Annotated in this window: 29 protein-coding genes and 7 tRNA genes; 32 read left to right on the forward strand and 4 right to left on the reverse strand. The window is 37.9% G+C overall.

The window, feature by feature from the left end:
* Positions 1-33: 33 nt before the first annotated feature.
* Together HF876_RS15520 and HF876_RS15525 are read right to left on the reverse strand one after the other, a co-directional pair.
* Positions 34-1,197 (reverse strand): MFS transporter, encoded by a 1,164-nt coding sequence (locus HF876_RS15520; RefSeq protein ID WP_169360966.1) that lies wholly within the window; start codon positions 1,195-1,197, stop codon positions 34-36.
* 237 nt (positions 1,198-1,434) lie between these two features.
* On the reverse strand, positions 1,435-1,848 hold the full coding sequence (locus HF876_RS15525) for a CBS domain-containing protein (RefSeq protein ID WP_169360967.1): 414 nt from the start codon (positions 1,846-1,848) through the stop codon (positions 1,435-1,437).
* 173 nt (positions 1,849-2,021) lie between these two features.
* On the opposite strand from HF876_RS15525, the gene HF876_RS19190 reads away from it, so the two are divergent.
* Entirely contained in the window at positions 2,022-2,159 is a 138-nt protein-coding gene (locus tag HF876_RS19190) for an Lmo0850 family protein (RefSeq protein WP_251553339.1), read from the forward strand.
* Positions 2,160-2,222: 63 nt separating this feature from the next.
* On the opposite strand, the gene HF876_RS15530 is transcribed toward HF876_RS19190, so the two are convergent.
* Positions 2,223-3,404, reverse strand: coding sequence for an FtsW/RodA/SpoVE family cell cycle protein (locus tag HF876_RS15530; protein ID WP_169360968.1), 1,182 nt, complete (start codon positions 3,402-3,404; stop codon positions 2,223-2,225).
* Positions 3,405-3,605: 201 nt separating this feature from the next.
* Here HF876_RS15530 and HF876_RS15535 point away from each other — a divergent pair, with 201 nt between their 5' ends.
* The 9 genes from HF876_RS15535 to HF876_RS15575 all read left to right on the forward strand — a co-directional run bounded on the left by HF876_RS15535 (position 3,606) and on the right by HF876_RS15575 (position 12,339).
* On the forward strand, positions 3,606-4,343 hold the full coding sequence (locus tag HF876_RS15535) for a hypothetical protein (RefSeq protein ID WP_169360969.1): 738 nt from the start codon (positions 3,606-3,608) through the stop codon (positions 4,341-4,343).
* 61 nt (positions 4,344-4,404) lie between these two features.
* A complete protein-coding gene (locus HF876_RS15540) occupies positions 4,405-4,734 on the forward strand; it encodes a DMT family transporter (protein ID WP_169360970.1) in 330 nt (109 codons plus the stop codon).
* The gene (locus HF876_RS15545; RefSeq protein ID WP_169360971.1) at positions 4,734-5,048 is read left to right on the forward strand and encodes a DMT family transporter; all 315 of its coding nucleotides are present in this window, start codon (positions 4,734-4,736) and stop codon (positions 5,046-5,048) included. The genes HF876_RS15540 and HF876_RS15545 overlap by 1 nt, the downstream gene beginning before the upstream one ends.
* 63 nt (positions 5,049-5,111) lie before the next feature.
* Positions 5,112-6,218, forward strand: a complete 1,107-nt coding sequence (locus HF876_RS15550) for a D-alanine--D-alanine ligase (protein ID WP_169360972.1) — start codon at positions 5,112-5,114, stop codon at positions 6,216-6,218.
* Positions 6,219-6,224: 6 nt separating this feature from the next.
* The gene (locus HF876_RS15555; protein ID WP_169360973.1) at positions 6,225-7,592 is read left to right on the forward strand and encodes a UDP-N-acetylmuramoyl-tripeptide--D-alanyl-D-alanine ligase; all 1,368 of its coding nucleotides are present in this window, start codon (positions 6,225-6,227) and stop codon (positions 7,590-7,592) included.
* Between the two features lie 17 nt (positions 7,593-7,609).
* Positions 7,610-8,305: an alpha/beta hydrolase gene (locus HF876_RS15560; RefSeq protein ID WP_169360974.1), complete on the forward strand. Its 696-nt coding sequence runs from the start codon at positions 7,610-7,612 to the stop codon at positions 8,303-8,305.
* Positions 8,306-8,640: 335 nt separating this feature from the next.
* Positions 8,641-10,185: a degradosome RNA helicase CshA gene (gene cshA, locus HF876_RS15565; protein ID WP_169360975.1), complete on the forward strand. Its 1,545-nt coding sequence runs from the start codon at positions 8,641-8,643 to the stop codon at positions 10,183-10,185.
* A gap of 185 nt (positions 10,186-10,370) precedes the next feature.
* Positions 10,371-10,850, forward strand: coding sequence for a PH domain-containing protein (locus HF876_RS15570; RefSeq protein ID WP_169360976.1), 480 nt, complete (start codon positions 10,371-10,373; stop codon positions 10,848-10,850).
* Entirely contained in the window at positions 10,843-12,339 is a 1,497-nt protein-coding gene (locus HF876_RS15575; RefSeq protein ID WP_169360977.1) for a PH domain-containing protein, read from the forward strand. Before HF876_RS15570 ends, HF876_RS15575 begins: the two co-directional genes overlap by 8 nt.
* A gap of 109 nt (positions 12,340-12,448) precedes the next feature.
* On the opposite strand, the gene HF876_RS15580 is transcribed toward HF876_RS15575, so the two are convergent.
* Positions 12,449-13,078, reverse strand: coding sequence for a rhomboid family intramembrane serine protease (locus HF876_RS15580; protein ID WP_169360978.1), 630 nt, complete (start codon positions 13,076-13,078; stop codon positions 12,449-12,451).
* Positions 13,079-13,145: 67 nt separating this feature from the next.
* Here HF876_RS15580 and acpS point away from each other — a divergent pair, with 67 nt between their 5' ends.
* From acpS to HF876_RS15690, 22 genes are all read left to right on the forward strand, one after another.
* Positions 13,146-13,499: a holo-ACP synthase gene (gene acpS, locus HF876_RS15585; protein WP_169360979.1), complete on the forward strand. Its 354-nt coding sequence runs from the start codon at positions 13,146-13,148 to the stop codon at positions 13,497-13,499.
* A gap of 59 nt (positions 13,500-13,558) precedes the next feature.
* The gene (locus HF876_RS15590; protein ID WP_169360980.1) at positions 13,559-14,581 is read left to right on the forward strand and encodes a LolA family protein; all 1,023 of its coding nucleotides are present in this window, start codon (positions 13,559-13,561) and stop codon (positions 14,579-14,581) included.
* Between the two features lie 69 nt (positions 14,582-14,650).
* Positions 14,651-15,757: an alanine racemase gene (alr, locus tag HF876_RS15595; protein ID WP_169360981.1), complete on the forward strand. Its 1,107-nt coding sequence runs from the start codon at positions 14,651-14,653 to the stop codon at positions 15,755-15,757.
* Between the two features lie 133 nt (positions 15,758-15,890).
* On the forward strand, positions 15,891-16,169 hold the full coding sequence (locus tag HF876_RS15600) for a transcriptional regulator (RefSeq protein ID WP_445678174.1): 279 nt from the start codon (positions 15,891-15,893) through the stop codon (positions 16,167-16,169).
* A 4-nt stretch (positions 16,170-16,173) separates the two neighbouring features.
* Complete coding sequence (locus HF876_RS15605) at positions 16,174-16,524, forward strand: type II toxin-antitoxin system PemK/MazF family toxin (protein ID WP_144539613.1); 351 nt, start codon at positions 16,174-16,176, stop codon at positions 16,522-16,524.
* A gap of 304 nt (positions 16,525-16,828) precedes the next feature.
* Positions 16,829-17,656, forward strand: coding sequence for an STAS domain-containing protein (locus tag HF876_RS15610; RefSeq protein WP_169360983.1), 828 nt, complete (start codon positions 16,829-16,831; stop codon positions 17,654-17,656).
* Positions 17,656-18,018, forward strand: coding sequence for an STAS domain-containing protein (locus tag HF876_RS15615; protein WP_169360984.1), 363 nt, complete (start codon positions 17,656-17,658; stop codon positions 18,016-18,018). Before HF876_RS15610 ends, HF876_RS15615 begins: the two co-directional genes overlap by 1 nt.
* A 5-nt stretch (positions 18,019-18,023) precedes the next feature.
* The gene (locus tag HF876_RS15620; protein ID WP_169360985.1) at positions 18,024-18,425 is read left to right on the forward strand and encodes an anti-sigma regulatory factor; all 402 of its coding nucleotides are present in this window, start codon (positions 18,024-18,026) and stop codon (positions 18,423-18,425) included.
* Between the two features lie 12 nt (positions 18,426-18,437).
* Positions 18,438-19,439: a PP2C family protein-serine/threonine phosphatase gene (locus HF876_RS15625; RefSeq protein ID WP_169360986.1), complete on the forward strand. Its 1,002-nt coding sequence runs from the start codon at positions 18,438-18,440 to the stop codon at positions 19,437-19,439.
* A gap of 69 nt (positions 19,440-19,508) precedes the next feature.
* Positions 19,509-19,850 (forward strand): STAS domain-containing protein, encoded by a 342-nt coding sequence (locus tag HF876_RS15630; protein ID WP_169360987.1) that lies wholly within the window; start codon positions 19,509-19,511, stop codon positions 19,848-19,850.
* Positions 19,837-20,307, forward strand: a complete 471-nt coding sequence (rsbW, locus tag HF876_RS15635) for an anti-sigma B factor RsbW (RefSeq protein ID WP_169360988.1) — start codon at positions 19,837-19,839, stop codon at positions 20,305-20,307. The genes HF876_RS15630 and rsbW overlap by 14 nt, the downstream gene beginning before the upstream one ends.
* Positions 20,279-21,067: an RNA polymerase sigma factor SigB gene (gene sigB / locus HF876_RS15640; RefSeq protein ID WP_205964133.1), complete on the forward strand. Its 789-nt coding sequence runs from the start codon at positions 20,279-20,281 to the stop codon at positions 21,065-21,067. Before rsbW ends, sigB begins: the two co-directional genes overlap by 29 nt.
* Positions 21,064-21,663, forward strand: coding sequence for a PP2C family serine/threonine-protein phosphatase (locus HF876_RS15645; RefSeq protein WP_240949795.1), 600 nt, complete (start codon positions 21,064-21,066; stop codon positions 21,661-21,663). Before sigB ends, HF876_RS15645 begins: the two co-directional genes overlap by 4 nt.
* Before the next feature lie 71 nt (positions 21,664-21,734).
* On the forward strand, positions 21,735-23,903 hold the full coding sequence (locus HF876_RS15650; protein WP_169360989.1) for a Tex family protein: 2,169 nt from the start codon (positions 21,735-21,737) through the stop codon (positions 23,901-23,903).
* Between the two features lie 65 nt (positions 23,904-23,968).
* Positions 23,969-24,445 carry a SprT family protein gene (locus HF876_RS15655; protein ID WP_169360990.1) on the forward strand — a complete coding sequence of 159 codons (477 nt, stop codon included), beginning with the start codon at positions 23,969-23,971 and terminating at the stop codon, positions 24,443-24,445.
* 74 nt (positions 24,446-24,519) lie between these two features.
* Positions 24,520-24,594, forward strand: a tRNA-Asn gene (locus HF876_RS15660).
* 9 nt (positions 24,595-24,603) lie between these two features.
* A tRNA-Glu gene (locus HF876_RS15665) sits at positions 24,604-24,678 on the forward strand.
* 23 nt (positions 24,679-24,701) lie between these two features.
* Positions 24,702-24,777: transfer RNA gene (locus HF876_RS15670), tRNA-Asp, on the forward strand.
* A gap of 3 nt (positions 24,778-24,780) precedes the next feature.
* Positions 24,781-24,855: transfer RNA gene (locus HF876_RS15675), tRNA-Gln, on the forward strand.
* A gap of 11 nt (positions 24,856-24,866) precedes the next feature.
* Positions 24,867-24,939: transfer RNA gene (locus tag HF876_RS15680), tRNA-Lys, on the forward strand.
* 71 nt (positions 24,940-25,010) lie between these two features.
* A tRNA-Leu gene (locus HF876_RS15685) sits at positions 25,011-25,097 on the forward strand.
* A gap of 18 nt (positions 25,098-25,115) precedes the next feature.
* Positions 25,116-25,189: transfer RNA gene (locus tag HF876_RS15690), tRNA-Arg, on the forward strand.
* Positions 25,190-25,191: the final 2 nt, after the last annotated feature.

A 25,191-nucleotide genomic window follows, 5' to 3' on the forward strand; every position in this document is an offset into this window, starting at 1 on the left:
ATTTAAAAATTTACGATGCCTTTACAGCTAATTTTATAGCCCATGTTTTAATGTTTTAGTGGATCTACGATATGCGAAAATTAAACCTATTGCTAATATCGCAAGAATCCCAGATAATACGTAAATATTATCTGGCTGCTTCGTAAACAACCATGCAAACAAGAGAGGACCGATGATGCGTCCGAGGTTATCCATTGAATAAGTCATCCCAGCTGCAGTCCCATATCGACCACCTGACTCTTTGGAGGTAAGGGATACAATGGTTGTTCTAGCAAGTGCATTACCTGCTGTGAAAACACAAAGGGATAATCCCGCCCAAAAAATATTAGTCGTAAACACTGTCATGACCAACCCTATAGCTGTAACTACTTGTGCATAAAGAAGCCAAGTCGTCTCCGTTCCGTTCTTGATACGTCGTACAACTCCACCTTGAATAGCTGCATCGACAAAGCCGCTGAACATGAATAGATAACCAATTTGTAATGGTGTTATAGCTACTCTTTCAATTTGAAATAACTGAAAAGTTGCCTCCAAGCCAGCAAGTAGGAAGGTAACCATAAAAGAAAAAAGGAATAAGTATTTTATACGGTAGGACCACAAGCTCAAAGCGCCTCTTGGAAGAATCGTTCGCTTATTGGCTTCACCAGTACGAGCTGGTTCTTTTAAAATGATTAACGCATAAACAAAAATGACTAATAATAGAATAGCTGAGACGATAAATGGAGTTTCCAAGCTAATATGACCTAGAATACCTCCAATTGCCGGTCCAAATATAAAACCTAAACCAATAGACATTCCCATGAAGCCCATATACTTATTTCTGTTTTCCTCATCGGATAAATCTGCTATAAAGCCAGTTACCGCAGTGTAAAGCGCACCTGAAAATAGTCCGCCGACTACACGAGAAAGGTAAAGCATTACCAATGAATCGAAAAATAAGGAGAATAACCAAAAGCTTAAGCTAAAGCCGATTAATCCCGTTAGAATAAGTGTTTTCCGTCCAATCCGATCAGAAAGCATTCCCCAAAGAGGAGCAGTGAAAAAGGAAGCTAAAGCATAGACTGTTAGTAGACCTCCTACATGAACCTCGTTATAGTTTTCCTGAAGTATAACCTCAGGCAGTACGGGAATAATAATTCCAAAACCTAAATAAACAAGAAATTGAACGGACATTAATATAAAAAGTGATTTTTTCATTGTCAAACCTGCTTTCTCAAACCTTACCATCTATAATACCTGTTTCGGAAGGAATTTTCACCTTGAAAAAGGTGAAGATAAAATAGTGAATGAAAGCATGATATATCGAGGTTTAACAAGAATATCACTAGCTGAAGAATTTTATCATCCTTTGTATACATTTTAACTGTCGGTAGATTTACCCTGGATAGGTTTTCCTACTCACATTAGCAGGGAAATGAACTTGCTAAGAACAGTTTAATAACTCCTTGGTTCGGATATACTTTGTATAGCTTCAGAGATTTCTTGTATATGGGGAAAAGGAAATGCTAAGTCAGCAAGTGACACAAAGCCTACTAACTCTTCATTTTCTACTACTGGGAGCCGGCGTACTTGATGCTTACCCATTAAAATTGAGGCTTCAGCTGTAGTTTCTTGAGGAGAAACTGAAATGACGGCTTTAGTCATAATGTTTTCTACTTTGCATTTAACATCTTTAGCCACTGCTCTTGTTACAATGTCCCTGTCTGTGATCATTCCAACTAGCTTTTTTTTGCTTACTACTGGTAAACAACCGATATCTAATGAACGCATTTGTTCAGCAACTTCGTTTACATAATCATTAGGGCTACACGTAACCACTTGCTTACTCATTACATCCTGTACAATCATCGATATCACTCCTTTAGAGGTTATGATGGTTTACAAATGCGTAAAATATGTAATAAAAATGAAAGGTTTAGGCCATGTAAAAAGTGGTATTATAGGATAAAGAAAAATAAATAAAATAAAAGAAACCTTTTAAATATATATTCGTAATAATAAATGGAAGGGACTGAGGTGGATTGGCTAAGGAAGTTGATTTAAAGAAAATTGTAAGTAATCTATCAAAACTTGGTGTGACTGTTACAATGACAAAATCTAGGCTTGAAATACTTAAAGCTTTATCACCACCCGCACAAAGTCCACATGTGCAATCCTAAAAAAAGAGTGACTGGAAGCCTCGTTAAAACGAATGCTTCAGTCACTCTTTTTTTATTTTTAGCTTAATCTTCATCCTTAGCAAACATATATGTTCTATGGTGAAACTTCATACTAAAGACTAAACCGATAGCAAGCATATTACCCATCAAGGAACTACCGCCGTAACTTATAAATGGTAGTGGGATCCCCGTTATAGGCAGGAGCTGAATTGTCATACCAACATTCTCAAATACATGGAAAGTAATCATGGCAATAATTCCAGCGCATACATAGGTGCTGTACATATCCTTGAGCTGTAAGGTTATTTTGGTTAAGTGATAGATCAGTAGAAAGTAAAGACTTATTACTATACTAGCACCAACAAATCCATATTCCTCGCCAATGACAGCAAAGATAAAGTCCGTATGATTTTCTGGTACATAAACAACTCGGCCACCATAACCTTTACCGAATATTTCGCCTGAGCCAATCGCATTTAGGGCCGTAATAAGATGCATCCCCTCATTGGAAGCATATGAATATGGGTCTATCCAAGAATAGATACGAGCAAATTGGTAAGGGTCAAAGGCAAAATATTTAGCTAAGAAGTCTTGTGCATATAAGGCCATCCATAAGAGAAGGCCACCTATTCCTAGCCCACCTAAAAATAACGGTAAAATAATTTTCCAAGTAATACCTGCCACGACTATTAAGGCAGCAGTGATTGCTAAGAAAACTAACGAGGTACCTAAATCAGGCTGAAGCATGATAAAAGCTAACGGTATAATTAAGGTGATACCTATTTTCCCTAATAGAATAAAGTCTGTTTTAACAGTTTTCATCACATACTGTTCATGATGATAGGTAATAAGACGCGCTAAACCTAAAATATAAAAGGTCTTCATAAATTCGGCAGGCTGAATGTCCCCTATTGGTAAATGGAACCAGCTTTTTGCTCCATTACGTGGTGATACTAAAGCCATGCTCTCTGGTAGGATAGCAAGGATGGCTAATAGGAAAATTCCTATTCCGTATATATACCATGCCATTTTTTTGTATTGCTCGGGCTCAAAAAACATGACCATCCCAATAATAACGCACCCAACTACATACCAAAAAAGCTGTTTGGATACAAAGTTATACGCAGCGTATTGACCGGTAGTCTGAGCCGAGGAAATGGCTAGTAAGCTAACGATCAGAAATAATAATAAAATAAAAGCTAACGTCCAATCGAAGCGATCAGCAAAGCCTTTTTTATTTTCCATAAAAATCACCTAGATTTCTTTCTAAATATACATTTTTTTGTTTCATTTCCATTCTCTTATATAGAAGGAAACACACTTTTTCTATTATATCGTAAATACTCTTTTTTGGCTTGTGAGTAATATAGACGATATTACAAAAACAGTTGTTTCGTTTAAATAAAATTATGCTAATATATATCTTATATGAGGAGTGAAAATTCAGTGGCTAAAAAAGAGAGAGACTTAGATGACTATTTAACTCATCTATACGTTCATGCAAATGAGATAGAGCATTTTACATTATTTAGTGGTATTTCAGTTCAACTATTTTTAAAATTTGCTAATTTGTCTTCCCTTTTGTTGTTAAAGCATCGTTACGAAGATGCTTCTTTTAATATCCATACACAAATGGATTTTATAGGGGAAAATCAATTTGGACATTTTTTAAAGGAGTCCTCTGAAAAACCTACTTCCCTTTGTTTTTTGGATTTCTCAGATGAGCGACGATTAAATCTGCTGACTCCTCAAGAACAAGCAGAGCTTTTATATATAGCACACAAAAAAGAAGCGTTTCGATCACCATTTTATCATCACCTTCAAAATCGATTTGTCTATATGACCGATGAAGATGAGCATATTACTAAAATTTATTTTCGAGATATAGAAGATTTTTACGGTTTAATCGCTGACTTATTCAATCAAGTGATTAAAGAAAAAACGAAATCTACTGCATTTTGGAGAAAAAAGAATAATATTATATTGCCAGAGTTGTCCTCTGCAACTGTGGAAAGGTACACCGACTTTTATGAAGACGGAGTTCTCATGTCTTTGTTCCGCGTGGATAAGACTAATTATGGAATTGAAATTCGTTGCTTACCGGAAAATATTTTTCCTGACGAGGTGCTAGAGGATATTAAGCACCATGTTAAAAGACCATATGATTTCTTAATAGAAATATAAGAGGACGCTTTTGCTACATACTGTTGCAAAAGCGTCTATTATGTATATGAGGTGATAAATAGTGGCATGGATTTTACTTATAGTTGCAGGCATAACTGAAATTATATGGGCAATTGGGTTAAAGGAAGCTCATGGTTTTACAGAGCTTATCCCTTCTCTTATCACCATAATGTTTCTAGTGATTAGCTTTTTTTTATTTGCACAGGCGATGAAGACGATTCCGATTGGAACTGCATATGCTATATTTACGGGTATTGGAGCTGCCGGCACGGCGGTCGTAGGTGTTCTATGGTTTAATGAACAAGTAAATGCAGGTAAAGTCGTATTCTTATGTCTGCTACTTTTCGGTATCGTTGGTTTAAAGCTGATTGATACAGAGGAGGCAAATTAATGGAATGGATTATACTGATTGTAGCTGGTCTTTTTGAGGTTGGTTTTGTAGTTTGTATGAAGCTTTCTAATGGCTTTAAAAATAAGAAATTCTCTATACTTACCATTATTACGGCATCTTTAAGTTTCTTTTTACTATCCTTAGCCCTTAAGGATATATCTGTAGGTACAGGATATGCTGTGTGGACTGGAATTGGGGCAGCAGGAAGTGTATTGATCGGTATGTATTTGTTTAACGAAAAGAAAAGTCGTCTAAAATTATTCTTTTTAAGCTGTATTATAGGTGGAGTAGTTGGCCTAAAACTATTTGGCTAACAATTCATGTATAGATACAAGAAATGATAAAATAGAAATATCCAAAACGTGGAGGTCAAAGTGATGAAATTGAAATTAGGATTATTATATGGTGGGAAATCTGCGGAGCACGAGGTTTCTTTGTTAACGGCAAGAGCGGTTTCGCAAGCAATAGATTTTGCTAAATATGAAGTGTATCCTGTCTTCATCTCGAAAGAGGGAGAATGGAGAAAGGGACAAAAACTATTAGGGCCTGTTGAAACGGTTGAAACGCTTCAATTTGGAGAAGATACAGGTAAAGCGAATGATATAACAAGTTTCCTTCCAACTGATAATACAACTAAGAACCTTGAGACTGCGGAAGGTAATGAAGGACTAGACGTAATCTTCCCATTGCTGCATGGACCTAATGGTGAGGATGGAACAGTTCAAGGACTACTAGAAGTATTAAACTTGCCTTACGTTGGAAATGGAGTTTTAGCTTCTGCTGCTGGAATGGATAAAGTAGTTATGAAGCAACTGTTTGCTCAAGCAGGCTTAAAACAGGTTCCTTTCGTTCATTTCATTCGACGTGAGTGGAAGAACAGTCAAATAGTTATACTTGAAAAAATTGAAGCAAGCTTAAAATGGCCGTTGTTTGTCAAACCAGCTAATCTAGGATCAAGTGTTGGGATTACAAAGGTAAACAGTCGCGAAGAACTTATAAAAGCAATCGACCTAGCGTTTAAATATGACCGTAAAATCTTAGTAGAGCAAGGTATTGTCGCTCGTGAGATAGAAATGAGTGTATTAGGAAACGATTCTCCAAGATGTTCAGTAGCCGGTGAAGTATTACCAACTAAAGACTTCTACGACTACTCTGCAAAATATATAGATGGAACGACAAACTATGCAATACCTGCAAATGTTTCAAATAGATTGCAAAAATCTTTAGAGGATGCAGCTATTCGTGCATTCAAAGTTTTAGATTGCTCTGGTTTAGTTCGTGCAGATTTCTTTGTCACAGATACAGAAGAGGTGCTGATCAACGAAGTAAATACGATGCCTGGGTTTACCCCAATTAGCATGTATCCAAAGCTGTGGATGGCTTCGGGCTTATCCTACTCAGACTTGATTGAGGAGCTAATATCACTAGCGATTGAACGCTATGAGGAAAAACAGCAACTGGAACATTCTAAGGACGGAGAGTGACTTAAGTTGAAAAAAACATTAGCACATATCGCAAAGTGGTTAGGTTTAGAACAACCATCTAGTAACCCTTTAGTTACAGGAGTTTCTATTAACACCCGTACGTTAAAGCCGGGAGATCTATTTATCCCCTTTCGAGGAGAGAATGTGAATGGTCATAAATTCGTAGAGAGCGCATTCGATAAAGGGGCAGCTGCAGCATTCTGGTTAAAGGATGAGCCAAATCCTCCAAAGAACGTTCCTTTGCTATTTGTAGACAGTAGTGAAGCAGCACTACAACAGATGGCAAGAGCGTATCGAGAAGAGTTATCTACCGTATTCATAGGAATCACCGGATCAAACGGTAAAACATCCACAAAGGACCTAATAGCAGGAATGCTTTCGCCTTATTACCGTGTGAAGAAGACGGAAGGAAACTTTAATAATGAACTAGGACTTCCTCTGACTATTCTATCCCTTGAGGAGGATACTGAGTATGCGGTACTTGAGATGGGAATGAGCTCATTTGGAGAAATTGAATTCCTTTCCAATATGGCAAAACCAACGTATGCAGTAATCACAAATATTGGAGAGGCGCATATGAAGGATCTTGGATCTAGAGAAGGAATTGCGAAAGCGAAGTTTGAGATTATAGCTGGTTTAAATAAGGATGGGCTACTCGTTTATGATGGTGACGAACCTCTTTTGAAACCGTTTATATCGAATGCACCAGGTTTAAATACTAAATCCTTTGGTACAGGAAATAAAAATGATTTATGTATTGAACAAGTTACATTTACTGAGCAGGGAAGCAGCTTTATTGTAAATGGAGAGCTAAATGAAGAAATGTCTATACCCATTCTAGGGGAGCATCAAGTGAAAAATACGTTGGCTGCATTACTTGTTGGGAAAGAAATAGGTTTGTCGAGTCAACAGATGCGTGATGCCTTAAAGCAAATCGTACTAACAGATATGCGCATGCAGGTAATTGAAACTAACAATGGCAGTATTTTTATTAACGATGCATATAATGCTGCCCCAACCTCTATGAGAGCAGCTATTCAATTTTTAGAGAAGTCGACTATTAAACCCGATAAATGGCTTGTGCTTGGAGATATGCTGGAGCTTGGTCCGGATGAAAAATCATTCCACGAAGAAATTGGTGAGTATATATCCAATGATGTGTTCTCAGGTGTTTGTTTATTTGGCTCACGTATGAAATGGTTAAAAGACCAACTATCAGACAAGTTTGATGAACAACAGCTGAAATGGGTAGAAAATGATTACGAGTCACTTATATCCTTTTTAGATTCAAAAATAACAAATCAATCTATTGTTTTAGTTAAGGGATCAAGGGGAATGAAGTTAGAGAAGGTAATTGAACCCTTTCAAAAATAGTAGAAAGTAGGGATGGCATGAAAACAGGAGTACTTTGCTTACATGGTTTTACTGGGGGTCCATATGAAGTCCAACCTTATGTGGATTATCTAGAAGTAAATACTGACTGGAAAATTGTAGTTCCTACCTTACCTGGCCATGGGGAAACACTGGAGTTAAAAAACCTAACAGCCGAATCATGGATGATGGCAGCGGAGCAGGCTTTGCGTTTGCTGCAAAAGGAAGTAGATCGAGTGTTTGTGGTTGGTTTTTCCATGGGCGGGATTATTGCCATTTACTTGGCTCTACGCTATAAAATTGAAAGATTGGTTTTATTAAGTGCTGCCGCAAAATACATAAATCCAACGCAGTTGCTACATGATATAGGAGACGTCGCCAAAAAAATAGTTGAAGGTAAAGCAGAAGAAAATACGCTGTTTCAAATCTATAGTAACAAACTTCGTGCAACTCCTATTCAAGCTGCTTTAGAATTTGTTCGAGTGGTGAAAATGGTCGAACCTTATTATGAACAAATTACTATCCCAGTATGTTTAGTTCAGGGAAAGAAAGATGGAATTGTTCCTTTTACGACAGCACCCTTCTTATTTGACCATATCCGTTCTACAAACAAACAGCTAATTTTTTCGGAGAGCGGGAAGCACCATATTTGTTATAGCGATGATTGTCAGGAATGGTTTCCACAGGCTCTTACATTTTTAAGGGAAGAAATGTAGAAGAAAAGTTCGGAGCTACTGACTTTAAATTCTAATTCATTGCAACTGGGACAATTGCATGCTATACTACGTTTAGAACAATGGATACATTTTGTGCGAAGACTCTTCAGCATTTATTGAAGAGTACTTTTTTTTGAACATAACGGTTTGTTTACGTAAGAATTAACGAACCGCTCGGCAAAAGACCGGGCTTTCCCTTTATATTAGACCCCTCTGATTGAAACCACAGAGAATTTTAAGTAACGGAAACGTTCCTCGTATAGGCTCGAATTTGCCGCAATTTCATCTGAAAATGTAACCATTTGTCAAAACAGAACAAAAAGGAGATTAAAATTTTGACAAATTTTTCAGAATTAAATATTAGCGCTTCTACACTAAAATCCGTACAACGAATGGGATTTGAAGAAGCAACACCAATCCAAGAAGGTACTATCACTCATGCTATGGAAGGCCGCGACATTATTGGCCAAGCACAAACAGGTACTGGTAAAACTGCCGCTTTCGGTATTCCAATGATTGAAAAGGTTGATCCTAAAAACCCTAACATTCAAGCTTTAATTATTGCTCCAACTCGTGAGCTTGCAATTCAAGTTTCTGAAGAGCTTTATAAATTAGGCTATGATAAAAAAGTTCGTTTACTTTCTGTTTACGGAGGACAAGAAATTGGCCGTCAAATCCGTGCGCTTAAAAACAAGCCACAAGTAATCGTTGGTACACCTGGTCGTATTCTTGACCATATTAACCGTCGTACTTTAAAGCTTGACCAAGTGGAAACATTAATCTTGGACGAAGCGGATGAAATGTTAAACATGGGCTTCATTGATGATATCAATACAATTTTAGAAAGTGTTCCAGACAATCGTCAAACATTATTGTTCTCAGCTACTATGCCGGGACCAATTCGTAAAATTGCTGATAAATTCATGAAAGATCCAGTTGAAGTTAAGATCAAATCAAAAGAAATGACTGTTGAAAATATTGAACAGTTCTATGTAAAAGCTACTGAGCGTGAAAAATTCGATTTCCTTTCAAGAATATTGAATGTACACCAACCAGAGCTTGCAATTATCTTTGGACGTACTAAACGTCGCGTAGACGAGCTTTCAAATGCCCTAAGCATCCGTGGTTACTTAGCAGAAGGAATTCATGGAGACTTAAGCCAGGCGAAGCGTATGTCTGTATTAAAACAGTTCAAATCAAATAAAATTGATATTCTTGTTGCAACTGATGTAGCTGCTCGTGGATTAGATATCTCAGGCGTTACTCACGTTTATAACTTTGATATTCCACAAGATCCAGAAAGCTATGTTCACCGTATCGGTCGTACAGGACGTGCTGGTAAAAGTGGTATTGCGGTAACATTTGTTACTCCAAGAGAAATGGGCTACCTTCGTATTGTTGAAGACACTACGAAAAAACGTATGACAGCTCTTCGTCCACCAAGCTCAGATGAAGCATTAGTAGGGCAACAACGTGTAGCGATTGAAGCTCTTACTGAAATTATTAACAAAAATGATTTAGGTGACTACCGTACACTTGCTGCAGAAATGCTTGAAAAGCATGAAGCAGTTGACGTGGTTGCAGCAGCAATCAAGTCAATGACGAAAGAGCCAGACGATTCACCAATCTCACTTTCAGAAGAACGTCCATTACCAGCTCGTAGAGAGCGTAGTGGCGGCGGACGCAGTGGCGGCGGCGGATACAAAGGTAACCGTAGCAGCGGCGGTGGCGGACGTAGTTCTTCATCACGTGGAGGAAGCGATCGCGGATCTTCTCGTTCAGGAAGCGGTTCACGTCCAAGCGGTCGTCGTAGCAGCGGTCCACGTGACGGTTCTACACAACGTAGCACAAGAACTCGTACACCACGTAACGAAGGCTAATTTTATATAATCCTTTAAGGCGAATCCACTTTGGTGGATTCGCCTTTTGTGTGCTTAGCATGTAAAAAGATAAACGTTTAGCCTGTATGACTCGCAAATAAAATTAATTTAATGAATCTAATTATAAAGTTGAAACATTTTTGTGTAATATTCGTATACAATGACAAGAGAAGAGGTGGATGATAATGAGAAAAGAACCAATTAATCGAATATCCGTAAAAGGTTTAAGAGTGTGGAGAATTTATGGCATCATACAAACCCTAATTGTTTTGTTATTAGGCATTGGTACAGGAGTAATCAATTATTTTACGGGAAACTACATATGGTTATACATAGTGGCAGGAGCAGTAGTATTGCTATTTGGATATTTATTCATTTATTTATTTCCAAAGGTAAGATGGAGCAGATGGAGATACGAGGTAAGGGATCAGGAAATAGAACTACAGCATGGTCTATTTGTTGTGAAGAGAACGCTAGTCCCAATGGTTAGAGTGCAACATGTAGACACAGAGCAAGGACCGATTTTACGTAAGTATGATTTGTCGTCTATTACTATCTCAACGGCTGCTACCAGCCACACAATTCCCGCATTAATAACAGAAGAGGCGGATGAGCTACGAGGAAGAATTTCGGTGCTAGCAAGGGTGGCGGAAGAAGATGTCTAAAGAAAAGTATAGACTTCACCCAATTTCTGCCGTTATAAATTTTGTGAAAGTCTTAAAGGAAATGATTCTACCGTTAATCGTTCTAGTGTTAGTCAATGGTTTTGGAGACGATGCAAACTTTTGGTCTGGACTTTTCACTTACGGCATTTACGGAGTACTGCTTTTGTTCATGCTAATCAGTGGAATTATTAAATGGAGAAGATTTCGCTATTGGTTTGAAGATGGGGAGCTGCGAATAGAGTATGGTCTTTTTGTAAAGAAAAAGCGATATATCCCTTTTGAACGTATTCAGAGTCTTGACTATACGGAAGGTATATTCCATCGACCATTTGGATTGGTAAAAGTAAAGGTGGAAACAGCAGGTGGAGGTCCTACAAAAGAGGCTGACGCTGAGCTTACTGCTATTAGGAAAGAAGCCGCCGAGCAAATAAAGAAAGAAATCATGCTCGCTAAAGGTCAAAATGTACCTATTATAGAAGATGATTTAGAGGTTGAAGAGACAATTATAGAAGAAAAGAAGCCAATTTTCCGAATGTCCACAAAGGATCTTCTCGTACTAGCGAGCACTTCAGGTGGTGTAGGAGTATTCTTTTCAGGTCTTGCAGTATTTGCATCCCAGTTCTCAGAGTTTATACCCTATGAAACTATTTATAACGAAATTATGATTTTCATCAAATTTGGAGTGCTTATGGTAGTCTTAGTAATCTTCGCTGTTTTACTTATGGCTTGGATTGTTTCAGTTCTGTTAACCTTTATCAACTATTATGATTTTACAATAAAGATAGAGGATGACGAGATTATTATTACTAGAGGACTTTTAGAGAAAAAGAAAATTACAATTCCTTTAACTCGGATACAAGGGATCCGATTAGTAGAAAACCCTCTTCGTCAGCTTACTGGATATGCTACGGTAACGGTAGATAGTGCAGGAGGGTCAATGGCAGAAAAAGATGAAACCATTCGTTTATTGCCATTAATAAAGAAAGCAGAGATTTATCCAATCTTAGAAGAAATTTTCCCTGATTTTCAAATGCAACCTAACTTTCAAAGAGTGCCAAGTAAATCTCGAAAATTCTTCTATCGCTTAGATTTGCTGTGGATTTTACCTATAGCTGCCACAGTTATTTACTTCTTTTATCCATATGGATTATTATCACTTCTACTAATCCCCGCAAGCTTTGGATTAGGCTTGTGGCAGAAGAGAACAGCTGGTTTTTATATAGAAGAGACACAGTTAGTTGCCCAATATCGATTATTTAGTAGAGTGACTGTTTGGATGGAGAAAAGAAGGATTCAATCGATGACAGCTCGTACTACGTACTTTCAGAAGAAATCAGACGTTTCTTCTGTAGTAGTAACTATAAAATCAGGGGTTGGCGGGGCAGAAACAGTGATTCCTCATATCGAGAAGGAACATTCTGAAAACCTATTAAGCTGGTATGAGCCAATACGAAAGCCTAAAATAGATATAGAACAAGAGATGGAATGATAATTATTTTGTCCATAAAAAAACGTGAAATCGGAAAAACTCGATTTCACGTTTTTACTTTCTAAGTAAGAAATCTTTCTATTCTAGTTGTTTTGTGTACAATAGTAAGTTACTTAACCACTCTGTATGGATTCTTCTTTTTCTTCCAGGAAGCAATTCGTTTAGGATGAAAAAAGATCATTCCAAGTATAAATCCTGTGATTAGACCGCCAAGATGAGCGGTCACCCCTACATTCGGTTGTAGGAATGATAGAATGACACCAATTACGATGATAGGTATGATAATCTGTCTGAGCTGGGGTAATAAGTGTTTCGTGTAATAAACTAACGCAGCAAAAGCACCTAAAATTCCGTATATTGCTCCACTAGCTCCAAGGCCAGCGTAATTCCAGTCATGAATCAAATAAGTTGCTACATTACCCATGAAGCCTGATAGGAAGTAGATGGTTAAGAACCTAGCTTTACCAGTAAGCTGTTCCAACTCTGGACCGAAGATGTATAAAGAGAACATATTAAATAGTAAGTGAGCAAATCCTGCATGCAAGAACATGGAAGTGATTAATCTCCAATATTCACCCTCTGCAATGAGTAGGTTAACCCCCATCCCCATATACCGCAAATAGATCCCATAAACCGGTATAATAGTTAGTAGGAAGATAAAAATATTGATGGCTAATAAGGTAGAAACAATCGGATATAATTTTATGTATTGTTTAAAGCTTTCTCTTCTGGAGAACATACTCTCACCTCGAATTTCTTATTAATAGTATATCTTGTAAAGACCATATAGGAAAGGAAGAACATTCATGATAACTGGTATTGGTTTAGACATAACTGAAATAAAAAAAATAGAATCCATTTTAACTAAAACTTCAAAGTTTGTTACGCGTGTTTTAACAAAAAAAGAAAAAGAAATTATGGAGACTTTATCAGGTGCTCGGCAATTAGAATTTTTAGCTGGAAGATTTGCAGCTAAAGAAGCATTCTCTAAGGCAATAGGCACCGGTATTGGGAAGCAATGTAGCTTTCAAGATATAGAAATTTTAAAAGAAAGTTCTGGGAAACCTATATTATATTTTAAGGAAAAGCCTATAAATGGCTTTGTTTCTATCACTCACACAAAAGATTATGCTGCTGCACAAGTAATTCTTCAATCATAACCGGTCGTCCACCTACATACAATGAACGAAGGCAGTGATAATAGAAAGGGTGGACAAAATTGAAGAGCCTAGTGGCTAGACTGGTAGTTTTATTTGCAATGATTCTGGTACTATCTGCATGTGGAGCTGAATCGAAGGAAGACGTAGTAAAGAAATTGAGCAACAAATGGAGTGACGCAAAGGGATATGAACTAACTGCAGAAATGAGTATTCTAACAGGTGCAGAGCCAAGAGTTTATGATGTGGAAGTTTGGCATACTAAACCAGACTTTTATCGTGTTAAAGTTTCTGATGCAAATGCAGAAAACACACAAATGATTGTTCGTAATGCAGAAGGTGTTTTCGTCGTTACACCTGCCCTTAACAAAACTTACAAATTCCAAAGTAAGTGGCCTTCAGAAAATAGCCAAGCGTATTTAATTGGCTCGTTAGCAGAGGACATTAAGAAAGACAAAGCTGCTACATTTAAAGAAGAAGGAAATAAATATGTATTTGAAGCTAAAACTACTAATAATCACAAAAATATGCTTCCGACTCAAAAAATCTATATCGACAAAAAGACGATGTTACCAACAGACGTTTCGATATTAAATGAAAATCAAGAGGAACAGATTCATATCAAGTTTGATAAAGTCTCTTTAGGAAAAACACGAGCTGCTGGAGACTATAAAATTGAACAAACACCTGCTGCTCAGGCTGAAGGAAATACAGTCGAGGCATCAGCTGAGTTAGAAAATAGAGACTTTGAAACGCACTACCCAGTTATTAAATGGGAAGATACTCATCTAATGGAAGAGAAGGTTATACAATTAGAAAATCAAAAACGAGTAGTGCTGACTTTTAGTGGAGGAGACAAGGATTTTACAGTCATCCAACAATTGAGCGATGCCTCAATGCCGTCTACTATTCCGGTGTTTGCGCCTGGTGATCCAGTTGATTTAGGTGTGGCAATAGGAGCAGTTACAGATCAATCTATTAGCTGGGAACAAGATGGGATGTCGTTCTTTATTGCCTCCTCTTCACTAACTAAAGAGGAAATGATAGAGGTAGCAGCTTCGATGACAGTTACTGAATTAAAGTGATTATAGGTTGACGACCTCTTCTTCCAAGGAGCATAATAATTTTAAAGACTTGGAAGAAGAGGTTTAATAATGTCACAAAAGCTATATAGACCAACTTTTATAGAAATAGATTTACTAGCAATACAAACTAATATAGAGCGGTTAAAAGAGACTTTACCATCTTCCACTCAAATAATTGCAGTAGTAAAAGCAAATGCATATGGACATGGAGACATTGAGGTGGCACAAGCTGCTCTTCAATCAGGTGCTTCTATGCTTGCTGTAGCCACTCCCGAGGAAGCATTACATCTAAGAGGAGCTGGCATAAAAGCTGAGATTCTTGTTTTGGGAGCTGCGCCACCTTCTTTTTTACCGGAGGCTAATGCCCAGAATATTACTCTTACAGCTTATTCATGTGAATGGATTTATGCTACAAAAGAGTTTAAAAGTAATGTGAAGATCCATATTAAAATAGATAGTGGTATGGGAAGAATAGGATTCTCAAATAAAGAAGAACTGAAAGAAGCTTTAGCTTTTATAAAGGAATCTAGTAGCTTAGAAATTACGGGTGCTTATACCCACTTTGCTACTGCAGACGATGAGGATACCGAGTATTTTAATAAGCAAGTCAAAAAATTTAACTCCTTTTTAGGGTTATTTGAACAAAAGCCTGCTATGATTCACGCTTCCAATAGTGCTGCTGCACTGCAACATCCTAGTCAAAGCTGGGATGCAGTCCGTTTCGGTATATCTATGTATGGAATAGCTCCTTCACCATTTTTGAATAATCATCTTCCTTTCCCTTTGGAAAAGCCTCTTTCTTTGTATACAGAAATAATACATGTAAAGAAGGTTAATGAGGGAGACTCAATAGGATATGGTGCGTCCTATACAGCTAAAACCGAAGAATGGATTGGCACATTACCAATTGGCTATGCGGATGGGCTACTTAGAAAACTCCATACAGAGCATGTGTTAGTTAAAGGGAAAAGAATGCCGTTCGTCGGAAAGATTTGTATGGATCAATGTATGATACGTCTAGATGGCCCAACGAAAGTCGGAGAAAAAGTTGTCTTAATAGGAAAACAAGGAGACGAGGAAATCGAGGTTGAAGAATGGGCAAAAACGCTTCAAACGATTCCATATGAAGTATGCTGTACCTTATCTACTAGAATACCTAGAATTTATCGCAAGTAAACTGTCGACAAAACGTAGTTCTTCATGCATAATTTGTCTAACCATTTCTTATAATGTCTTTTATTTCACGCCCAGTAATGGTAAGATGAAGTATATTGTCAGATAGGGAAATGTTTTGTCGGAGGTGTTTGCTGTGGTAAGTGATAAAAAGAAAAAAGAAGCGCTTATAGAGATTCCAATGCAAATGGGTAATGAGGAAAAGCAAGCTACACAATCATTACCAGGTAGGGAAAGCGTTGCTCGTGTACATGCAAATGAATATATAAAGAAAGGCCAGGCAAATCTTATAAGAGAAGCTATGATGAAAGGCTATGTTGAGATGTCTCATATTAACTTATCCATATGTACAGAGTGTCTACATGCGGAATATGAAGCCCAACATACGACAGAGCGACTCGTAAGTGGAGGATGAAAACTTGATCGTAAAACGTGGGGACGTTTTTTTTGCAGATTTATCACCAGTAGTCGGGTCTGAGCAAGGTGGAACCAGACCCGTATTGGTGATACAAAATGATATCGGGAATCGGTTTAGTCCGACTGTAATTGTGGCAGCAATCACCGCTCAGATTCAAAAAGCGAAGTTGCCAACACATGTAGAAATCAATGCAAAAGAGTATGATTTTGAACGTGATTCAGTTATATTATTAGAACAATTACGAACTATTGATAAGTCGAGGCTTACAGATAAAATTACACATTTAGATGAAGATGTAATGGAAGAAGTCGATCATGCACTAGGCATCAGTTTAGGAATCGTAAAATTTTAAATACATAGACAAGACGCAATGTGTAGCCGACAAATACGCATTGTGTTTTTTTATTTTCTTTTTATATGAGTTATGTGGAGAGTTTTCATTTAGAGTGAAAATTATTTTTCTTTAAAAATAAGAATTGCGCCATATATAGTGGTATTTATATAGATTTCTTTAAATGATTTACTGTGTGTAGAGTAGATTATGTTGCTTTTAAACAGCATAAAAAAACCTGCAAAGATATTAATAGATGTAAATTCTTATAAGATTCGTTACAATATAATTACCATTTAAATAATGAGGAGCTGGGAACAACCAAATGAATAAACAAATTGCTACATACATTCGCGATAACATCGATATAATATTGGAAAAATGGAAAGTTAAGATGGAAGACGAAAAAGATGACCGTTTTTTTCAAATTATGTCAGATCAAGTTATTGACCATACTGCACGCGAATTTGGGGAATTAATGATATCGAGTCTTACTGAAGATCAGGAAATTTATACAGGGAAGCTAAACGACTTTTCCGTACAAATTGTGCGCTACGGATGGTCCATATCTTTTGTTTTAAAATCATTGACTAACTTTACAGAAGTTATCTATGAAGATATGGAAAGTGCCGGACATTTAAATGAAAATAATTATAAATCTTATCGCTCTATTTTGAACAATTGGCTTACGCCTCTTACTCATACAATTGTAGAAGCTTACTCTATTGTGTGGGAAAAAACAGTTAACCTACAAAAGATAGCACTGCAGGAACTTTCAGCCTCTCTTATTCCTGTGTTTGAGAAAATCTCAGTGATGCCATTGGTTGGAACAATTGACACTGAGCGTGCAAAGCTTATAATGGAAAACTTACTGCAAGGAGTAGTGAAGCATCGTGCAGAAGTAGTGTTATTGGATATTACAGGAGTTCCAGTAGTAGACACGATGGTCGCTCATCATATTATTCAGGCTGCCGATGCAGTTCGTTTAGTAGGGGCAAAGTGTTTCTTAGTGGGAATTCGCCCAGAGATTGCTCAAACAATTGTAACGCTTGGTATTAATTTAAATGATTTTACAACAACAAGTACTTTGCAACGTGGAGTGGAACAAGCATTGGCACTAACAAATAGAGCGATAGTTGAGGTGAAATCATAATGATGACGCGGATTCCAATTTTGAAGTTAAGGGATTGTTTAATTGTATCCATACAATGGGAGCTAGATGATCAAACTGCTTTGTCATTTCAAGAGGATTTATTGGACAAGCTGCATACGACAGCTGCTAGGGGAGTAGTTTTAGATTTAACACCGATAGACTTTATTGATTCTTTTATCGCTAAAGTCCTTGGAGACGTCATTAATATGTCAGGTCTAATGGGAGCTAAAGTAGTGATAACGGGAATACAACCGGCCGTTGCAATCACATTAATCGAGTTAGGAATTAGACTTGAGAATGTAGTAACTGCTTTAGACTTAGAAAATGGATTGGAAAAACTTGAACGAGAATTGGAGGACTAATCCATATGAATATGAAGTCTTCTGTTCACATTATAAGTGAGTGGGATATAGTAGCGGCAAGGCAACTGGGGAGAAACGAAGCAAAAGATGCTGGTTTTGGAACAGTTGACCAAGCTAGAATTACCACCGCTATTAGCGAGCTCGCTCGAAATATATATTTATACGCTGGAAAAGGAAATATTGAGATCAAACAAATTGTAGAAGGTAATCAAAAAGGGATTTTAATTATTGCTGCTGATGAAGGACCTGGTATTGCTGATGTCCGTAAAGTTATGGAAGATGGATATACCACTTCAGGAGGCTTGGGAGCAGGGTTACCAGGGGTGAAACGACTAATGGACGATTTTAAAATCGAAACTGCAGTTGGAGATGGGACAACAATTATTGCCACTAAGTGGTTAAGGTAGGAGGTAAGATAAATGCCTCAACAATTTAAAAAACAGTATAAGGAAATTTTGAGACAGTATACGTTAAGTCAAACGGAGCATAATTTATATGAAGGTCAAAATGTTAGTAGAGAGCTCATACAAAAAAGTATTTCTCCGGAGGAAGTAATCAGTATACATAAGGCTTCTTTGGAAGAGATTATGCCTGATTTACCGGAAGAGGTATCTCATTCGTTTGATTTTTTGATAGAAGTTATGATTAGATATGGCTTGGCCTTAAAAGAACATCAAACACTTATTGAAAAACAGCAAAATTTTAAAATGGAAATGGAACTGGCAACTAATGTGCAGCAAACACTGCTTAAATCCAAAATCCCAAACATGAATAACTTGGATATAGGGCTAATCTCTGTTCCGGCGAAAGAAATGAATGGAGATTACACTCACTTTTTGAGTAATGACCATGCAATAGGTGTCGCAGTGGCTGATGTCATTGGTAAAGGGATACCTGCAGCTCTTTGTATGTCCATGATTAAATATGGTATGGATAGTTTGGATGGTCCAGACACTGATCCAGTAGTTGTTTTAGATATCATCAATCGAATTGTTGAAAAAAGTGTTAGTGATTCTATGTTTATATCGATGTTTTACGGAACATACGATACAGCACTGAGTGAATTCACTTATGCTTCAGCAGGACATGAGCCACCATTGTTCTATTGTGCTCACACAGGAGAGTTTAAAGAACTTCAGGCAAAAGGCTTATTGCTTGGTGTAGTTCCTAATGTCAAATACGAGCAACATTCTATTACGTTAGAAAAAGACGACTTTGTTGTAATGATGACCGATGGTGTAACGGAATGTCGTTCGAAGGAAGGCTTTATTGACCAAAATATAATACTAAGTATTATTGAAAGCGTAAAAGATAAGCCGGCTCAAGAAATGGTCGAATATGTATTCCATAAGCTAGAGGAATTGCAGGAATTTGAACAACGTGATGATTTCACTCTAGTCATTTTCAAGAAATCGCTATAAAAATGTTTAACAATGATTGTATCGTGGTATAGATACGTATATATAGTGAAAACGGGGGATAATTTGATTATGAATATATCAGTAGAACTATACGAAGAAGAAATGCGTATCAAAGGAATTATTAAAGGTGAGATTGATGCATTTACAGCACCTTTGTTAAGAGAAAAGCTTTCAGAAATTAATTTAAAAGAAGATTCACGTGTCGAGTTAAATTTATCGGACGTATCATATATGGATAGTACTGGATTAGGTGTATTTGTAGGTTTTTATAAAAGTGCTAAAGAGTCTAATGTCCACATGGAATTAACGGGACTTTCACCTCGCCTTAAAAGATTGTTTGATATAACTGGGTTAGGGGACATAATGGACATTCAAGCAAGCGAAGAGGTGAAAATAGATGAAACCGTTTGATTATGTAGAGATTCGTTTGCCTGCAAAGCCTCAATATGTGAGTGTAGCACGTCTTACAATTTCAGGGCTGGCGAATCGGATGGGCTTTTCTTATGATGATATTGAAGATTTAAAGATTGCAGCGAGTGAAGCAATTACTAATGCAGTTCAGCATGCTTATGCAGAAGATGAGGACGGCGAAGTAGTAATTGGTTGTGCGTTATATTCTGATAGAATCGAAATTATGATTGCAGACCATGGAAAAAGTTTTAACTTTGAGGAAACAAAAGCGCAAGTGGGACCTTACCATGATTTAGAGGAGGGATCATTCTTACGTGAAGGAGGGCTTGGCTTATACCTTATCGAAACATTGATGGATGAAGTAAAAGTTCATCACCAAGAGGGTGTAACTGTATTTATGACGAAGCATGTCGGAGTAAAGCAGGTGGATGATAATCTCGAACACATCTCTTCCTAAAGAGTCAAAGGAACAAATATTAAAGTGGATTAAAGAATATCAAACGACAGAAAGCGAAGAGGCTCAAACAAATCTTGTGTTAAACTACGAGCGTTTGGTTGAGTCGATTGCTCGTAAATATTCTAATGGTAAGTCTCATCATGAGGATATAGTTCAAGTAGGGATGCTTGGTCTATTAGGGGCCATTAGAAGATACGATCCGTCCTTTGGTAAAAACTTTGAAGCTTTTGCCATTCCGACGATTATAGGTGAAATAAAAAGATTTCTCAGAGACAAGACTTGGGCAGTTCATGTTCCAAGAAGAATAAAAGAATTAGGTCCACGTATTAGATCGGCAGTGGAAGTGCTAACAACTGAGTTTCAAAGATCTCCCTTAGTCCCGGAAATTGCAGATTATCTGGATGTAGAAGTTGAAGATGTTCTAGAAGCAATGGAAATGGGCAAAAGCTATCAAGCATTGTCAATGGATCATTCCTTAGAATCCGATGCAGATGGTAGCACTATAACGTTGTTTGATGTAATTGGTCAGACAGACGGGGAGTTTGAAAAAACGGATCAGCGCTTACTTGTAGCCGAAGCTTTTAATGTGTTGTCGGAAAGAGAAAAAGAGATAATTTTACTTACATACATGGAGCAGCTGAGTCAGAAAGAAACAGGCGACCGTCTCGGTATTTCGCAAATGCATGTATCGAGAATTCAACGCAAAGCAATAAAGAAATTACAAGAGGCAATATTATCGTCAGGTGGAATTGTAAATTGATAAACTACTCAGATGAAAAAGTCGAGTTGCTAGTCTTTCAGGAAGCAAAAACAGGGAATTCGGAATCTGGTGATACTTACTATGTATCTAAGCATGAAGATTTTATGCTTTGTGCAATTGCAGATGGATTAGGGAACGGTCCAATAGCAAAAGAATCAGCTGACGTAATACCAAACATTTTAGAACAATATCCTGAGGAGACATTGGATAACTTATTGTTAAAATGCAATGAGCTTATGGTTCAAAAACGAGGAGCAGCAGTTGCTCTTGTGAAAATAGATTATAAAGCTCAAACTATATCTTATAGCTGTGTAGGCAATATAAAGTTTTATATGTACCAACGCTCCACTGGGAAAATGATTTATCCATTGCCAGTCATGGGATATCTGTCAGGACGTAAACAAAAGATTAATACACAAACATATCCATGTGCTAAAGATGACTTGTTCCTTTTGCATTCTGATGGAGTAGTGATGAAGAGTCCAAAGTCCACTATTAAGGAGTCTAGCGGTACTAAATGTTTGTACGAAACAGTTTATAAAGAAATAGAACATGGCGACGACGCCACATTCATTGTAGGAAGCTTACTCTCATAATTAAAGGGTAAGCTTTTTTGCTGCGTTCAGAATATGTTAAAATAAGGTTAGATAGAAAGGATGGGTTTGTTTTGGAACTAAAGAATATGCTTCAGCTCGTATCCAAAGAGACGGGCACGAAAACATCGCAGGCAGAGCAAGTAATAAAATTATTAGAAGAAGGAAACACAGTACCTTTTATAGCTCGATATCGTAAAGAACAAACAGGCTCATTGGATGAAGTACAAATAAAAGCAATAGAAGATCGTTATCATTATATCCAACAGCTCGAACAACGCAAAGAGGAAGTTCTGCGATTAATAGAAGAACAAGGGAAACTTACTGAAGAACTTTCAGCTTCTATACAAAATGCGACTGTCCTTCAACGAGTAGAGGATCTGTATAGACCATACAAACAAAAACGTAGAACGAAAGCTACTATAGCAAAAGAAAAAGGGCTGGAACCTTTAGCTACGGAACTACTTGGATTCCCAAAAGAATCTATTCAAACCCTAGCAGAAGCTTATGTAAATGAAGAATTAGAGGTAATGACTACTGAAGACGTGCTTCAAGGTGCTCGTGATATATTAGCAGAACAGTTTGCAGATGATGCTAAAATACGGGAACAAATACGTAACCTAACGCGCACCGACGGAAGAATTGTATCCTCTTTGAAAAAAGCAGAGCTCGATGAAAAAAACGTTTATGAAATGTATTATGAATATGAAGAGCCAGTGAAAAAAATAGTACCTCATCGAATTCTTGCCTTAAATCGCGGTGAAAAAGAGGATGTACTTAAAGTTGGTCTACAAACACCGCAGGACAAAATTTTAAGAGTAATGGAAGCACAATGGATACCGAATCATGCTACTAGTGAAGCAGTGGAACAGGTGAAGCTAGCGATAGAGGATTCTTATAAGAGATTGATTCAACCTTCCGTAGAAAGAGAAATTCGTGCAGAGCTTACAGAAAAAGCTGAAGCGCAGGCTATTCATATTTTTTCTGAAAACCTACGTAACCTCTTACTTCAGCCACCATTAAAAGGAAAAGTGGTACTTGGAGTGGACCCGGCCTACCGTACTGGCTGTAAACTTGCAGTGGTTGATGATACAGGTAAGCTATTAGAGGTATCTGCCATTTACCCTCACGCACCTAAAATGGATATAGAAGGCTCAAAAAAGAAAGTTCTTTCTTACCTTAAGAATTATCCGATTTCTCTTATAGCGATTGGAAATGGTACGGCATCTCGTGAAACAGAGCAATTTATCGTAGATTGCCTGAAGGAAGTGACAGGAGAGGTTGCATACGTAATTGTCAATGAAGCAGGTGCTTCGGTGTACTCAGCTTCAGAAACAGCAAGGAACGAGTTTCCCGACCTTCAAGTTGAGCAACGAAGTGCCGTATCAATTGCTAGAAGACTACAAGACCCTTTGGCGGAGTTGGTAAAAATAGATCCAAAGGCAGTAGGTGTGGGACAATACCAGCATGATGTGTCACAAAAGAAACTGTCGGAATCTCTTTCTTTTATAGTAGAGACTGCGGTTAACCAAGTAGGCGTAAATGTAAATACAGCATCGGCTTCATTACTTCAATACGTATCTGGCCTTTCTAAAACTGTAGCAGAGAACGTGGTAAACATGCGAAACGAACAAGGACGTTTCACTTCAAGAGCTCAGCTTAAGAAAATTCCTCGTCTTGGAGCTAAAACATATGAACAGGCAATTGGTTTCCTACGTGTTCCAGACGCTAAAAATCCGTTAGATGCAACAGGAATTCACCCGGAAAGCTATAAGGCAGCGGAACAAGTCCTTGAAATTGCTGGACTAACTAAAAGCCAAATAGGTTCTAAGGAAGCAGAAGAAGTACTAAAAACTATTTCTATAGAAGAAACTAGTAAAGAATTAGGGATTGGTGAGATTACGCTAAAGGATATTTTGGATGCATTGATTAAGCCAGCACGAGATCCACGTGAAGCTTTCCCGCAGCCATTACTTAAAAAAGATGTACTAAAGTTAGAGGATCTAAAAGCAGGAATGGAGCTTCAAGGTACAGTTCGAAATGTAGTCGACTTCGGCGCCTTTGTAGATATAGGTGTTAAACAAGATGGACTTGTACACATCTCCAAGCTTAAAAAAGGATTTGTAAAGCATCCTTTAGATGTAGTCTCCCTTGGGGATATCGTTACTGTATGGGTAGAGCAGTTCGATGCCAACAAAGGAAGAATTGCATTAACGATGCTTCCACCTGAACAACAAGTCTAATAATAACCAGAGTTGTCCATTGATGAACATCAGTGGACAAGCTCTTTTATCTAGGAGAGAGTATAGTGACAGATGAACAATTGAGTGAATTAGTAAGTAGCATATCAATGCAGATTTTTAAAAGGAAGTTTCACCATAAAGCTTATTTCAATAAAAGACTGCGCAGTACCGGCGGAAGGTATATGTTAAGAACACATATGATTGAAATAAATCCTCTAGTGTTAGAGAAACATGGAATGAATGAGTTGATTGGAGTTATTAAGCATGAGCTTTGTCATTATCACTTACATATAGAAGGGAAAGGGTATAAACATAGAGATGCAGATTTTCGTCAGCTTCTAAAACAGACAGATTCACCTAGATTTTGCTCTACACTCGTAGCGCCTAAAAGTCAAAAACGTACTAAACTGTATGTGTATGAGTGCGCAAAATGTGGTTTGTTATATAGACGGAAAATTCGAGTAAATACGCAGAAATTCAAGTGTGGCAAGTGTTTTGGGGACCTGCATTTAAGTTCTTTTAAAAAAATGAAAGAAATTTGATGAAAAGTGTTGACGTTTGTCCAAACCCTCTCTATAATAGAAAAAGTCGAGTAGAACAAAACGACATAAATTATTCCGAAGTAGCTCAGTGGTAGAGCAATCGGCTGTTAACCGATCGGTCGTAGGTTCGAGTCCTACCTTCGGAGCCATCTTTAAATGGCCCCTTGGTCAAGCGGTTAAGACACCGCCCTTTCACGGCGGTAACACGGGTTCGAATCCCGTAGGGGTCACCATTTAATTGAATTAAAGATACATAGGTCCCGTGGTGTAGCGGTTAACATGCCTGCCTGTCACGCAGGAGATCGCCGGTTCGATCCCGGTCGGGACCGCCATGTTGGGGTATAGCCAAGCGGTAAGGCAACGGATTTTGATTCCGTCATGCCCTGGTTCGAATCCAGGTACCCCAGCCATTTCGTTTCGTGAGCCATTAGCTCAGTTGGTAGAGCATCTGACTTTTAATCAGAGGGTCGAAGGTTCGAGTCCTTCATGGCTCATCATATTACAATAATTGTTGACAAGCTCATGAGAGTAAGTTATAATAAACATCTTCCCATTTTATAACTACGCGGTCGTGGCGGAACGGCAGACGCGCTAGGTTGAGGGCCTAGTGGGGGTTAACCCCGTGGAGGTTCAAGTCCTCTCGGCCGCACCAAGCATTGTCTCTTACTAAGCGCCCGTAGCTCAATTGGATAGAGCGTCTGACTACGGATCAGAAGGTTGTGGGTTCGACTCCTGCCGGGCGCGCC

Origin of the sequence: Psychrobacillus sp. BL-248-WT-3, assembly GCF_012843435.1 — a bacterium.
Lineage (GTDB): Bacteria > Bacillota > Bacilli > Bacillales_A > Planococcaceae > Psychrobacillus.